Consider the following 13718-nt stretch of genomic DNA (forward strand, 5'->3'; position numbering starts at 1 on the left):
CTCACTGACGAGATCACATTGTTAACAAATCATTAAAAACACGACTTGATTTTTATGATTCATAATCCAACTATCTAAAGCTAAATGACGTAACACTTGGAGAAGAGAGATGCAGAAGTTAGCCAGCTTCTTGTCCGGCACCTGGCAGTCTGGTCAGGGCCGTGAGCGCACCATCCAGCACGCGATAAGCGGCGAACCATTATGGGAAGTGACCAGCGAAGGGCTGAACATGGCCGACGCCCGCCGCTTTGCCATTGAGCACGGCGGTGAAGCGCTGCATGCGATGACCTTTATTGAACGTGCCGCAATGCTGAAAGCGGTCGCCCGGCATCTGCTCGCGCACAAAGATCTTTTCTACAGCCTTTCAGCGCAAACCGGCGCGACGCGTGCTGACAGCTGGGTGGATATCGAAGGCGGCATCGGCACGCTGTTTACCTATGCGGGACTCGGCAGCCGCGAGCTACCGGACGACACGCTCTGGCCAGAAGATGAGCTGATCCCCCTGTCAAAAGAGGGCGGATTTGCGGCGCGCCACGTGCTGACATCCAAATCGGGCGTGGCGGTGCATATCAACGCGTTTAACTTCCCCTGCTGGGGAATGCTGGAAAAACTCGCCCCCACCTGGCTTGCCGGCATGCCCGCTATCATTAAACCGGCAACCGCCACCGCGCAGGTAACCCAGGAGATGGTGAAGGTCATCGTGGAGAGCGGGCTGGTCCCCGACGGCGCGATCAGCCTGATTTGCGGCGGCGCGGGCGATCTGCTCGAACGGCTCGACAGCCAGGACGTGGTGACCTTTACCGGCTCGGCGACCACCGGGCAGATGCTGCGCGTGCATCCCAATATCGTGGCGAACGGGATCCCGTTCACCATGGAAGCGGATTCGCTTAACTGCTGTGTTTTAGGCGAGGACGTCACGCCGGATCGTCCTGAGTTCGCCCTGTTCATTCGCGAGATTGTGCGTGAAATGACCGCCAAGGCGGGCCAGAAATGTACCGCGATCCGCCGGATTATCGTTCCGCACGGACAAATTGACGCCGTAAGCCAGGCGCTGATTGCGCGCCTGGAGAAGGTCGTGGTCGGCGATCCTGCTCAGGAAGGGGTCAAAATGGGCGCGCTGGTGAACGCTGAACAGCGAGCCGACGTTCAGGAAAAGGTCGACTACCTGCTTGCGGCTGGCTGCCAGATCCGCCTGGGCGGCAAAGCGGATCTTCAGGCGCCAGGCGCATTTTTCCCGCCGACGCTGCTGTTTTGCCCCCAGCCAGATGAGACGCCCGCCGTCCACGCCACCGAAGCCTTTGGTCCGGTAGCCACCCTCATGCCTTACCGGGATGCCCGGCACGCGCTGTCGCTGGCTCGCGCCGGTGGAGGCAGCCTGGTGGCTACGCTGGTGACGGCAGATCCACACCTCGCCCGCCAGTTTATTGCCGGCGCGGCGCGAGCCCATGGCCGTATCCAGATCCTGAATGAAGAGTCGGCTAAAGAGTCCACCGGACACGGTTCGCCGCTGCCGCAGCTGGTGCACGGCGGGCCGGGGCGTGCGGGCGGCGGCGAGGAGCTGGGGGGGTTGCGCGCGGTGAAGCATTACCTGCAACGCACCGCGATTCAGGGCAGCCCAACGATGCTGGCGGCTATCGGTCAACAATGGGTACGCGGCGCAGAGGTGCATGAGGATCGCGTGCACCCCTTCCGCAAATACTTCGAGGAGCTGCAGCCGGGCGACAGCCTGTTGACGCCCCGCCGCACCTTAACCGAAACCGATATCGTGAATTTCGCCTGCCTCAGCGGCGATCACTTCTACGCCCATATGGACAAAATTGGCGCGGCAGAGTCATTCTTTGGCGAACGCGTCGTGCATGGCTACTTCTTGATCTCTGCTGCGGCGGGGCTGTTTGTCGACGCAGGCGTCGGCCCGGTGATTGCCAACTATGGTATGGAGAATCTGCGCTTTATCGAGCCCGTGAAGCCCGGGGACACCATTCAGGTGCGGTTAACCTGCAAACGCAAAACGCTGAAGAAACAGCGTACCGAAGAAGAAAAACCGACCGGCGTGGTCGAATGGGCGGTGGAGATCTTCAACCAACATCAGCAGGCCGTTGCCCTTTATTCCATCCTGACGCTGGTCGCGCGCCAGCACGGCGATAGTCACGCGTAATCCTCTCCTTTTGCCGGGACGATCCCTTCCCGGCTTTTCATTCTGGCAAAACTGACAAATAACCTGGCAGATGCAGGCAAACGCTTTTCGCCTGCGCCTGTCAGGATAACGCTGGCATAACACGATACACACAACAACTAAAATGAGGTCAACGATGGGAAGTCACTCTTCTTTTTCTCCCCGTAAAACGGCACTGGCCATGGCAGTAACGTTGCTTTGTGCATGGCAGTCACCTGTCTTCGCCCACGGCAGCGAAGCGCATATGGTTCCCATGGAGTCGACCCTTGCGGCATTTGGCGCCGATGTGCAATGGGATGATTACGCCGGGATGTTTACCCTGACCAAAGACGGAGCCTATGTGAAGGTGAAACCTGGCGCTAAAACCGCCATCGTGAACGGCAAAACGTTGACGTTACAGGTTCCGGTGGTGATGAAAGATAAGCACGCGTTTATCTCTGACACCTTCATTAACGACGTCTTCCAGTCGGGACTCGATCAGACTTTCCAGGTTGAAAAAAGCCCTCATCCTCTGAACGCTTTAACCGCGGAGGAAATCAAACTCGCTGTCGGCATTGTTAAAGCCTCAGCCGACTTTAAGCCCAACACCCGTTTCACGCAGATCGCCCTTGCCGAGCCGGATAAAGCCAAAGTATGGGATTACGTCCTGAACGGCACCGCCGTTGATACCCCACGTCAGGCGAATATCACGATGCTCGACGGGAAGCACATCATCGAAAGCCGGGTCGATCTTAAGGATAAAAAAGTCCTGAGCTGGACCGCAGTGAAAGACGCCCACGGCATGGTGCTGCTGGATGATTTCGCCACCGTGCAGCAGATCATCAATGAGAGCGCAGAATTTGCCGAGGCCGTGAAAAAGCACGGCGTGAACGATCCGAAAAAAGTGATGACCACCCCGCTCACCGTGGGATATTTCGACGGCAAGGACGGCCTGAAGCAGGAAGATCGTTTGCTAAAAGTGGTGAGCTATCTGGACGTCGGCGATGGCAACTACTGGGCGCACCCGATTGAAAATCTGGTGGCGGTGGTCGATCTCGAACAGAAAAAAATCATCAAAATTGAAGAAGGCCCGGTTGTACCGGTGCCCTTAGCGCCGCGTCCTTATGATGGGCGCGACCGCGTTGCCGCGACGAAAAAACCCCTCTCGATTGTGGAGCCGGAGGGCAAGAACTACACCATCACCGGCGATCGGGTGCACTGGCAAAACTGGGATTTTCACCTGAGCCTGGATTCGCGCGTTGGGCCCATGATCTCGACCGTCACCTATAACGACAACGGTAAAAAACGTCAGGTGATGTATCAGGGGTCGCTGGGCGGGATGATTGTTCCCTACGGCGATCCGGACGTGGGCTGGTACTTTAAGGCGTATCTGGACTCCGGCGACTATGGCATGGGGACGTTAACCTCCCCGCAGGTACGCGGTAAAGATGCCCCTGCCAATGCGGTGATGCTGAATGAGACCATCGCCGATTACACCGGCGCACCCACGGAGATCCCGCGCGCTATCGCCATTTTTGAGCGCTATGCCGGACCTGAATACAAACACCAGGAGATGGGCCAGCCAAACGTCAGCACCGAGCGACGTGAGCTGGTGGTTCGCTGGGTCAGCACGGTTGGCAACTATGATTACCTCTTCGACTGGGTATTCCACGAGAACGGTACAATCGGTATTGATGCGGGCGCAACGGGTATCGAAGCCGTCAAAGGCGTGCAGGCAAAAACCATGCACGATGCCACGGCGAAAAAAGATACGCAGTATGGCACGCTCATCGACCATAACATCGTCGGCACGACCCATCAGCACATCTACAACTTCCGCCTCGATATGGACGTGGACGGCACGGAAAATCGCCTGGTCGCCCTCGACCCGGAGGTGAAACCGAACACGGCGGGCGGCCCGCGCACCAGCGCCCTCGAGGTGAATCAGTACACTATCGACAGCGAGCAAAAGGCGGCGCAGAAATTCGATCCCGGCACCATTCGTCTGCTGAGCAACACGCATAAAGAAAACCGCATGGGAAATCCCGTCTCGTATCAAATTATCCCGTACGCAGGCGGCACGCATCCGGTCGCCACCGGGGCGAAATTTGCGCCAGACGAGTGGATCTACCATCGTTTGAGTTTTATGGATAAACAGCTGTGGGTGACGCGTTATCAACCAACAGAGAAATATCCGGAAGGGAAATACCCTAACCGCTCCACGCACGATACCGGGCTGGGTCAGTACAGCAAAAATGATGAGTCAATTGATAACCAGGATGATGTGGTCTGGATAACCACCGGCACCACGCACGTTGCCCGCGCCGAAGAGTGGCCCATCATGCCCACTGAATGGGTACATGCCCTGCTCAAGCCGTGGAACTTCTTTGATGAAACCCCCACGCTCGGCAAGAAAATGGACGCCCCGTAATCTGCCAGCAGCAGACGCACAACGATCCGGCTTTTTTTAGTTTACTATCTTAAGAGATCGGACAAACCCTGAGGGCGGAGACTCCGCCCTTTTTTATGCGCTCTGCGCCTGGAAGATAACTGTTAATGGACAAAAGGCACCCTCATCCTACCGATTTAATCTCCTGGCCCACCCGTGAGGCTATGGTCGCCCATGGTCTGGCCCTGAACCTGCCCTGGCTGGCCTTTGTGAACATCAGCTTTGCCCTGATGATATTGTTGCGTAACGTCATGCTCGCGGATTTTGACCCGATTTACAGCATCGCGCAGCCGCTGATCGTGATGGTGAATGGCTTTTTACTGGGTATCATCGTCCTGTCGCTGGCGTTAGTGTTTATGGGCTGGCGACAAGTTCGCGGAATCGACATCGTATTATGTCTGACCAGCGTGATGTGGTCCGGCACCTGCTACGCCTTGCTTACCGCCTGGCAACTGCCCCACGCCTGGCCGCTGTGCGTCATTCTGCTGTTATCCGCTATGGCCGCGCTCTATTTTTATCCGAGCGGCCTGCTCGCCTTTGTGCTCCCCCTCTGGCTGGTATTACCGGTTGCCAGCATGGTGCTCAATCAGGGAATTAATCTGCGCTTCGCCGTGATCTGGGCGGTATTTTCGCTGATCCTGCTCTTAGGACGTTTTATCCTGGTGCGATGGTTTAACGAGGCATGGCGGCGCAATCAGCAAAATCAGCTGTTAATTGCGCGTCTTGATACGCTGGCCCATCAGGATCCGCTCACAGATACCGCAAACCGGCGAGCAATGGAAAACGTGCTGGAGAATGCCGTGAACCAGGGGCAGTCGTTCACGGTGATTATGCTGGACGTCGACTACTTCAAGCTTTACAACGACCATTACGGCCATCAGGCTGGCGATGCGTGTCTGACACGCGTGGCTCAGGTGCTTAAACGCTCGGTGCGAACGCCTGACGATGTGGTCTCCCGGTATGGCGGCGAGGAGTTTGTGGTGATCCTGTTCGACTGCTCGCAAGAGATGGCCGAACAGGTGGCGCAGCGGATTCAGGAGGCGTTGAGGGCCGAAGCCATCCCCCATGAGAAATCAAAGGTCAGCGCGTGCGTGACGGTCAGTATGGGCATCGCCAGCAGGCAAAAAGGACTTTCTGCCGGCCAGGTTATCGCTCAGGCCGACGCCGCGCTCTATCGCGCCAAAGACGGCGGTCGGGATCGCTGGTCGGCCTGATATTCCCTCTCTTGTTGCGTCAGTATCGGACACATACCGACTTCGTTTCGCACCAGCCGTCAAGCCAGTCCGGTCCAAAATCGCGCCCGGTACCGGACTGCTTCATCCCGCCAAACGGCAGATTGGCGTCGATCAGCGTATGGCTGTTTACCCATACGGTGCCCGCCTGCAGACGCTCTGTATAGTCCAGCGCTTTGCTGATATTTTGCGTCCAGACACTTGCCGTCAGCCCATACTGCGTATCATTAGCCTGTCGCAACGCCTCTTCTCCGTCGGCGACGCGTACCAGATTCACCACCGGACCAAAGACCTCCTCGCGCGTCAGGCGCAGCTGCTCCGAGGGGTTAACCACCAACGTCGGAGCAACATAATAACCTTTGCTATCCGGGCCGCTCTGGCCGGTGATGAGCTCTGCATTGCCGGATTTCGCCTCGTCCAGAAACGCCTGCACTTTATCGCAATGGGCACGGGAAACCAGGGGATTGATGAACGCCTGCGGCGACATTCCCGGCCCGACGCTCAGTGACTTGACCGCACGTTCGAAAGCGCTGACCAGGGTGTCAAAGAGCGGCGCTTCGATATAAATGCGCGAACTGGCGGCGCAGACCTGCCCCTGATTGAGGAAGCTGCCGGTCATTAGTCCTTCAACTACCCAGTCAGGATCGGCATCTTTCAGCACGATAGCCGGATTTTTACCGCCCAGTTCCAGCGTCACGCCGGTCAGCGTGTCGGCGGCGGCACGGGCAATCTGTTTTCCGGTTGCGGTTGAGCCGGTAAAGCTGACTTTCGCAATATGGGGATGAGACGTTAACGCCGCGCCACACACGGCACCGCTGCCCGTCACCACATTAAACACGCCGTCCGGGATCCCGGCTTCGCTCGCCAGCTCCGCCACCCGAAGCAGGGTCAGCGGTGTGGTTTCGGAGGGTTTAATGACAATTGAGCACCCTGCCGCCAGGGCGGGCATTACCTTCCACATGCCAATCATCAGCGGAAAGTTCCACGGCACAATCCCCGCCACCACGCCTACGGGCTCCTTGCGGGTCCAGGCCTGGTAACGCGCGCCCTGTGGCAAAGGGATAGAGAGATCGAGGGTTTTCCCGGCAATTTTGGTGGTTAACCCGGCGGTGTAGCGCATCCAGTTCAGGGTGCAGCCCACTTCAAAGGCCCGCGAGATGTTAATTGATTTTCCCTGCTCAAGGGTTTCGAGCTGGGCCAGCGCCTCACCGTGCTGTTCCACCAGATCGGCAAAACGCAGCAGAATCCGTTCGCGTTCCGCGGGCAGCTTTCCGGCCCAGCTGCGGGCGACAAACGCGCGCCAGCCTGACATCACCGCGCGATCCACGTCGTCCACGCTGGCGTCGGCGGTGGACGCGATAATGTCACCTGTCGCCGGGTTGTAGATATTCAGCCGTTTTTCGCTGTCAGAGGCCGCCTGGCGGCCTTCGATCCACAGGCCATGATGTCGGTCCAGAAACTGCTGCACGGCGGGCAGAATGGCGATAGATGATTCAGACATCGGTAACTCCTTTCTCTTTCTTCGCAGGGTGTTAACGCAGTCTATGCGGGGTTTACGTATTGTGCTTTTGTCTCTGTGACATTCGCTTTGCCACCTGTGACAGGCACCGCAAATTGTGATAATTGCCGCTTATAACGCTGTTACCAGGGAGTGTTCTTTCCTATAGTCAGCCTTTAGGTTCTGACAAAATGCAACACAAATGTAACAATACGAAAACAACTAAAAAGCAGCGAGATGAGCCATGGCGTGTGCAAGCGAACAGGAAAAATATCAGCACTGGCTGGCACAAATTAACCAGGTCTGCGGGAGCTTCGCGGCTCGCCCTCTGCCCGGTCAGTTTATCGGCGAGCTGGAAACCAGCTACGCCCGCAGCCTCAAGCTCAGCACCGTTACCGCCGGTGCCGTCAGTCTGTTTCGTACCCGTCAGGAGATCAAAACCAGCAATGATGCCTGGTTTTATACCGTCTTTCAGCTTGAAGGCCGCGCCACGGTCGAGCAGGATGGCAGCCAGACCCTGATCGAAGCGGGCGATATTACCTTAATCGACGCCTCACGCCCCTGCGCCCTTTACTGGCAAGAGCCTTCCCGGCAGATTTCGCTGCTGTTACCGCGCCAAATCCTTGAACAACAGTGCCGTTTCCAGGAGGTGAGCTGCGCCCATACGCTTTCGCGCCATTTGCCTACCGTTCAGCTCAGCCACCGTTTGCTCAGGGAGAGTATGAATAACGCCGCGCTCAGTTCGCAGGAGAGCGAGGCGGCGCTGGAAGCGATGGTCTGTTTGCTCCGTCCTGCTTTCCAGCAGCGTGAGGTGGCTCAGCCGCGTAAGGAACGGCTGTTTCGCAATGTGGTCGCGCTGATTGACGACCATATACAGTCGGATGCGTTACGTCCGGAGTGGATCGCCACCGAGTGCGGCATGTCGGTGCGCAGTCTGTATCGCATGTTTGCCGACAAAGGGCTGGTGGTGGCGCAGTACATCAAAAACCGACGTCTGGATCTCTGTGCGCAGGTGTTGCGGGCGACGGGCGATGAGGAAAAGCTGGCGGGCATCGGTTACCGCTGGGGATTTGCCGATCATAGCCATTTCTCAACGGCTTTTAAGCAGCGCTTTGGCGTCTCGCCTGGCGAGTATCGCAAGCGCTATCGCTGATCACTTCTTCATCCACTTGCCGTTAATGCCTTTAACATATTCTCCCGGCTGCGCCCGGGTCACCAGTTTTTGGCCGGCCATTTTTGCCACTTCATCTACCGGTAAATGATGGCTGTCAGCCAGTTTCTGATAGCTCTCACTGCGGGCTGCATTGATCTCTTTGACCAATGCCTGCGTGTCAGCGTCCTGGCGCAGTGGCGCAATATAGCCACTTAGGGTTTCGCCTACCCGCCCCTGCGTGCGCGCCTCATTAAGGGTGAGCGCAAATGCCGGCGCACTTAACCCCAGCACCAGCAACCCTGTGATAATCCGCTTTTTCATCCGCACCTCAGAACAGATCGCTTCGCGACTTGAGCAATGTTTCGATATCTTTATCCACTTTAATATGGATTTCGTGCTCAATCTTCACGTTCATATTGATGGTTATCGGCTCTTTTGGTGCCGCGACTTCAATGCGTGGCGTACAGCCCGTTAGCATCCCGACCATGACCACGCCGAGCGCGCCTGCCCGCTTTTTCATCGTTGTTCCTCGCATTCTTTCTTCCCAGCCTGACAGCGGGCATGGGGTAGCGCCGCATGTTGTTCAAGCCATGCCTGTAAATTGTCCCCAAAACGCAGGCTGCGCCAGAGGGTAAAAAGATTCTGTTCATGGGTGTAGTTGAGATGGACGGTATTACTTTTCCCGTCTACCCGACTGGTTCCGCTCAGGGTCGACTGCATGGTTAATACGCCAAGATTATCTACATTGATTTTCGTCCACGAACGCGAAATTTCCATATAACGAAGCCAGTTAATCGCCACCCCGGCCACCATATTATCCTTCACAATGGCGTCCGCCGTGTCTTTGTCAATCCGGAGCGTCATCGGACCGGGGTTAGTCAGCCAGCCATCTTTAACGATCCATCGTTCGTTATTCAGCCAGAACGGCAGCGCGCCGCTGACCGGGCCGGACATCGTAAACTGTTTCGGGTTAATCGCGCTGATGAGTTGGCTTGCCGAGATATTTTGCACCCGCAGTAGCGCCGGATCGTGCTGCGGCATCCGTAACTGCTGAAGGGTAATTTTGCCCCCTAAGATGTCCGTGCTGACGTTGCTGAGCAACAGCGGACGGTCTTCCGACCAGGGGTAATCGCCCTGTAAATCGGCGGTGATATTCTGGGCGGTGAACTGATTTACCACCTCGGCAATGCGCAGCGTCACCGGCCCACGCGTCCCCAGTGACCAGACGCCTTCGCTAAAGCGGAACGGCAGCACAAAGTCGACGCCATTGATTTTATTGTCCGGCAGCCAGGCGCTACCGCCGTTTACCACGCCGTGCCCGCCAGCTTCAAACCCCTGTCCTGCCGCAGCGGAAAATGCCACCTGTGCATAGAGATCGCCGCCGCGCAGATCCATTTTCCAGTCAGGCGGGAGCAGCGGCTGGAATACCGTCAGAGACTGTTTTGGCCACCATGCCTGACCGCGCAGACGTTCGCCGTCCCAGCGACCATTCACCCGCACCGGCCCGATATCACCCGCGTGCAGATCGCCTTTAAACTGAAACAGCGTGGGGTCGCTGCCGTCTACGCTAAATTTCAACGTAGACGGCGGAAGAACGCTGCCTCCCGTGAAGGTCGTTTGTGCCGTATCCAGCGATAACGCGCCGCTAAAGCGCGGAGGGTGCGACGCGCGCTGCCACCGCACCGGGGCTTCGAGCGTCAGGCGCGGTTTGCTGGCCAGCATCGAGCCGTACTGCAATTTATCAAAGCCGGTCGATAGCGCTGTCAGCTCAATCACGCTGTCGCGCCACTCCCCTTTGCCCGCCACGTCCCAGCGGGCATTCATTGGGGTGAAGTGTCCGTCACCCCAGTAACGCCATTGCCAGAGACCGTTGTCCGGCAAAAAGTTGTTCGCCTGGCCATCGAGGTGCAACACAAAATCGCCCATCTCGTTTTCATGCGCTTTCAGAATGGCCTGCAAGCGTCCGTCGACCCCTTTTTGCGACAGCTTCACCCCCGCCAGCGGCCAGCGGATCTCATCAATATTCAGAGAATCAATGATTCTTCCCCGGGAACGTAACAGCGCGCCCGGGGCAAAGCTCAGCTGCGGATCGGCCAGACTGCCCGTCAACTGCGCGGGAAGAATGGCGTAAAGAATCAGATCGTTTTGTTTGGCTTCACCGGTGAGCTGCAGCGGCATGGCGCTTTGGTCCATACTCAGTTTTCCCGGGCCGATGGTCAGCACGGCGTTACCTTTACCTGCATCGCCACGGGTCAGCACATTGAGTCGACCGCCGATCGTCGCGCCTTCCAGACCGCGCTGCCAGTTATCAACGTTGAACGCGACTCTGCCGCTCAGCGGCATACCCGCCGGCTCGATGCTCCAGCGACCGTCGCTTACGCTCAGTCTGTCTTTGGTCATTTGCCAGGGCAAATCAAGCAGCGGATCGGGCTTGCCCCGCGCCATCATCACCAGCTGTCCCTGATTGTTTTCCCAGTCGAGGTCGGCATCGACACTCGAGGAGAGCTGTGGCACGTTGAACGTCGCCTGGGCATGACCGTTGACCGGGGCGCCGTCTGGCACCAGCGGCAGCGTAAATTCACCGACCAGGGTTATTGGCTGTGAATAGTTCGGCAGGTGCAGCGCAAACTCGCTGACCGTCAGCGTTTGTCCGCGCAGCGAGGAACGTATTCTCACCTGTTCGCCCTGATATACGATCTCCTGAACGGCTGGGGTCAGTGACACATTCAATTTTCCCTGCCATTGTTGCCAGGGTGACAGGGTGAGCCGATCGATGGTGAGCCAGGTATTGGGCAGGAGGGCCTGCCACTCGGCAAGCGTCCTGGGGGCGGTGGTCGCCTGACCGGATGAGGGCAGTTTGCTCAGACAAACGGTATTGAGATCCAGCATCCCGATGTCCACTTTCCAGCGGCTGGGATGAGAAATAGTCGCATTCTGGAGGCGTGCAATTTCGCAGTCCTCAACCAGATAACGAAGATCGGGAACAATAATGCTGTGGCGCGTCAGTCGTGGGCTTTGTTCAAAGGCGATTCGCGTGCCGGACGGTAGCCAGATCCCTGCGATGGTGGGCAGCCACTGGGCGAGCGTCATCAACAGCGTAAGCGGCACAAGGATGAACAGCAAAGAAAGCGCGATAGCGGCTTTGTATTTACCCTTCATGGGTAGTTAATATCCTGATTTAGCGAAAAAATAAGCCGACGGTGCCCATTATTGTGGCATGTTTAGCCAGTCAGTTGAAGTAAACGCCATTTTTAAGGATAGATGCTCTAGAATTATTCATAGAACTTATTGAATTCAATAAAATTTTATAAATTGTAAGATTATTTTAACCATGCTAACGTGAAGGTAAACTCACTGGAGAAAGTCTTATGAAACTCGCGGTATATAGCACAAAGCAGTACGACAAAAAGTATCTGCAACATGTTAACGAGACTTTTGGCTTCGAGCTTGAATTTTTCGACTTTCTGTTGACCGAAAAAACGGCTAAAACGGCTCACGGCTGCGAAGCAGTCTGCATTTTTGTGAACGATGACGGCAGCCGCCCGGTTCTGGAAGAGCTGAAAAAGCACGGGGTGAAATACATTGCCTTGCGTTGCGCCGGATTTAATAACGTCGATCTGGAGGCGGCTAAAGAGCTGGGGCTGAAAGTGGTACGTGTTCCGGCCTACTCCCCGGAAGCCGTGGCAGAACACGCTATTGGCATGATGATGTCACTGAACCGTCGCATTCACCGCGCCTATCAGCGCACCCGTGATGCCAACTTCTCTCTTGAAGGCCTGACCGGCTTTACCATGTACGGTAAAACCGCCGGGGTGATCGGCACCGGGAAAATTGGCCTGGCCACGCTGCGTATTCTGAAAGGCTTTGGTATGCGTCTGCTGGCGTTCGATCCCTATCCAGCCGAAGCGGCACTGGAGATGGGCGTAGAATATGTCGATCTGTCGACCCTGTTCTCCCAGTCAGATGTCATTTCTTTGCACTGCCCGCTGACGCCCGAAAACTATCACCTGCTTAATGAGTCAGCCTTTAATCAAATGAAAGATGGGGTGATGATCATTAACACCAGCCGGGGCGCGTTGATTGACTCACAAGCCGCGATTGAAGCGCTAAAAACCCAAAAAATTGGGGCACTTGGCATGGACGTGTACGAGAACGAACGCGATCTGTTCTTCGAAGATAAGTCCAATGATGTGATTCAGGACGATGTGTTCCGTCGCCTGTCTGCCTGCCATAACGTGCTGTTTACTGGCCACCAGGCTTTCCTGACTGCCGAAGCGCTGATCAGTATTTCAGAAACGACGCTGGGTAATTTACAGCAGATTGAAAAGGGTGAAGCGTGCCCAAACGCGCTGGTATAAGCCCTGTTCAGGCGGCGACGGCCGCCTGAATTTTCGCTCACGCCGGGATATGTGAGCCGATACGTCTCATTTTCCCGGCCAACTCATCCACATTGCCGTACGCCGACCAGGATCAAAACCTCCGGCGATTTCGTCAGCCAGTCTGCGTGCCAGATGCGGTGGTTGCGAATGGGTATCCGCGATGTCAAACCCCAGCGTGGCGTAAAATCGGGCATTAAACGCGGCGGCAATATCCGTTGTCAGCGTAGCGCCGCGCAGGTCGAGCGCCTGGCCTGCGGAAAGGATCGTTTTCATCAGCAATCGCCCCACTCCTTTGCGTTGCCAGTCAGGATGCACATCGACTTCAGCAATGTGCAGCCATCGCTCCTCAAACGTCCCCGCGACAAATCCAACGGGCACCTTATTCGGGGTAAACGCCGCAAGCAGCAGTCCGTGGTGATAAAAATGCGTGAACTCTGCAAGGCTACCCGCGGCGGCCTGACCCGTTACCGCGCCCGCATTTCGCAGCGTTTCAAAAGCGGCCAATTCAATGGCGCGTAGTTCTTCAAAATGATCCGGTTGCGCAGGCGAGATGGCGATGTCCATCATTTTTTTTTACTCCCTTTACTCATTCGGCTAAGGGGTGTTATGCCATTTTGTATGTGAAATGAACAGATTTACATTGCGTCTCGCTACGCACTCAGTCAACCCAGGACAGGGTAATTTTTAGCCGCATCGCATTGCATAATGGTAAAAAGGGGTTCAGATCAAATAGGCGCTTGCGAAGAGTATCCTGGTACCTGGTGATGCTGCCAACTTACTGATTTAGTGTATGATGGTGTTTTTGAGGTGCTCCAGTGGCTTCTGTTTCTATCAGCTGTCCCTCCTGTTCAGCTA

Annotated in this window: 10 protein-coding genes; 5 read left to right on the forward strand and 5 right to left on the reverse strand. The window is 56.4% G+C overall.

What is annotated here, in order from left to right; all coding sequences use genetic code 11:
* Nucleotides 1-109 precede the first annotated feature (109 nt).
* The 3 genes from paaZ (at nt 110) to LZP96_RS19915 (ending at nt 5815) form a co-directional block, all read left to right on the forward strand.
* The gene (paaZ, locus tag LZP96_RS19905) at nt 110-2155 is read left to right on the forward strand and encodes a phenylacetic acid degradation bifunctional protein PaaZ (protein ID WP_064326037.1); all 2046 of its coding nucleotides are present in this window, start codon (nt 110-112) and stop codon (nt 2153-2155) included.
* 154 nt (nt 2156-2309) lie between these two features.
* Nucleotides 2310-4583, forward strand: a complete 2274-nt coding sequence (gene tynA, locus LZP96_RS19910) for a primary-amine oxidase (protein WP_064326036.1) — start codon at nt 2310-2312, stop codon at nt 4581-4583.
* Between the two features lie 125 nt (nt 4584-4708).
* Nucleotides 4709-5815: a sensor domain-containing diguanylate cyclase gene (locus tag LZP96_RS19915; RefSeq protein WP_064326035.1), complete on the forward strand. Its 1107-nt coding sequence runs from the start codon at nt 4709-4711 to the stop codon at nt 5813-5815.
* A gap of 19 nt (nt 5816-5834) precedes the next feature.
* On the opposite strand, the gene LZP96_RS19920 is transcribed toward LZP96_RS19915, so the two are convergent.
* The gene (locus tag LZP96_RS19920; protein ID WP_064326034.1) at nt 5835-7334 is read right to left on the reverse strand and encodes an aldehyde dehydrogenase family protein; all 1500 of its coding nucleotides are present in this window, start codon (nt 7332-7334) and stop codon (nt 5835-5837) included.
* A gap of 241 nt (nt 7335-7575) precedes the next feature.
* On the opposite strand from LZP96_RS19920, the gene feaR reads away from it, so the two are divergent.
* Entirely contained in the window at nt 7576-8484 is a 909-nt protein-coding gene (feaR, locus tag LZP96_RS19925) for a transcriptional regulator FeaR (protein ID WP_064326033.1), read from the forward strand.
* Here feaR and LZP96_RS19930 read toward each other — a convergent pair whose 3' ends face one another.
* The 3 genes from LZP96_RS19930 to LZP96_RS19940 are packed head-to-tail and all read right to left on the reverse strand — an operon-like array spanning nt 8485 to nt 11643.
* Nucleotides 8485-8805, reverse strand: a complete 321-nt coding sequence (locus LZP96_RS19930) for a YdbL family probable chaperone protein (protein WP_064326032.1) — start codon at nt 8803-8805, stop codon at nt 8485-8487. It lies immediately after the preceding gene.
* A gap of 7 nt (nt 8806-8812) precedes the next feature.
* Nucleotides 8813-9004: a YnbE family lipoprotein gene (locus LZP96_RS19935; RefSeq protein WP_064326031.1), complete on the reverse strand. Its 192-nt coding sequence runs from the start codon at nt 9002-9004 to the stop codon at nt 8813-8815.
* Nucleotides 9001-11643 carry a YdbH family protein gene (locus tag LZP96_RS19940; RefSeq protein ID WP_258926293.1) on the reverse strand — a complete coding sequence of 881 codons (2643 nt, stop codon included), beginning with the start codon at nt 11641-11643 and terminating at the stop codon, nt 9001-9003. Before LZP96_RS19940 ends, LZP96_RS19935 begins: the two co-directional genes overlap by 4 nt.
* A 209-nt stretch (nt 11644-11852) precedes the next feature.
* On the opposite strand from LZP96_RS19940, the gene LZP96_RS19945 reads away from it, so the two are divergent.
* Nucleotides 11853-12842, forward strand: coding sequence for a 2-hydroxyacid dehydrogenase (locus LZP96_RS19945; protein WP_064326029.1), 990 nt, complete (start codon nt 11853-11855; stop codon nt 12840-12842).
* Between the two features lie 66 nt (nt 12843-12908).
* Here LZP96_RS19945 and LZP96_RS19950 read toward each other — a convergent pair whose 3' ends face one another.
* Entirely contained in the window at nt 12909-13430 is a 522-nt protein-coding gene (locus tag LZP96_RS19950; protein ID WP_232462971.1) for a GNAT family N-acetyltransferase, read from the reverse strand.
* Nucleotides 13431-13718: the final 288 nt, after the last annotated feature.

The sequence above is a fragment of the Huaxiibacter chinensis genome (assembly GCF_022171985.1).
GTDB classification, from domain to species: Bacteria; Pseudomonadota; Gammaproteobacteria; order Enterobacterales; family Enterobacteriaceae; genus Enterobacter; species Enterobacter chinensis_A.

Bases quoted from the DNA above. Each gene is read 5' to 3' on its own strand.
- paaZ (WP_064326037.1), top strand. From the start codon at position 110: ATGCAGAAGTTAGCCAGCTTCTTGTCCGGCACCTGGCAGTCTGGTCAG.
- tynA (WP_064326036.1), top strand. From the start codon at position 2,310: ATGGGAAGTCACTCTTCTTTTTCTCCCCGTAAAACGGCACTGGCCATG.
- LZP96_RS19915 (WP_064326035.1), top strand. From the start codon at position 4,709: ATGGACAAAAGGCACCCTCATCCTACCGATTTAATCTCCTGGCCCACC.
- LZP96_RS19920 (WP_064326034.1), bottom strand. From the start codon at position 7,334: ATGTCTGAATCATCTATCGCCATTCTGCCCGCCGTGCAGCAGTTTCTG.
- feaR (WP_064326033.1), top strand. From the start codon at position 7,576: ATGGCGTGTGCAAGCGAACAGGAAAAATATCAGCACTGGCTGGCACAA.
- LZP96_RS19930 (WP_064326032.1), bottom strand. From the start codon at position 8,805: ATGAAAAAGCGGATTATCACAGGGTTGCTGGTGCTGGGGTTAAGTGCG.
- LZP96_RS19935 (WP_064326031.1), bottom strand. From the start codon at position 9,004: ATGAAAAAGCGGGCAGGCGCGCTCGGCGTGGTCATGGTCGGGATGCTA.
- LZP96_RS19940 (WP_258926293.1), bottom strand. From the start codon at position 11,643: ATGAAGGGTAAATACAAAGCCGCTATCGCGCTTTCTTTGCTGTTCATC.
- LZP96_RS19945 (WP_064326029.1), top strand. From the start codon at position 11,853: ATGAAACTCGCGGTATATAGCACAAAGCAGTACGACAAAAAGTATCTG.
- LZP96_RS19950 (WP_232462971.1), bottom strand. From the start codon at position 13,430: ATGATGGACATCGCCATCTCGCCTGCGCAACCGGATCATTTTGAAGAA.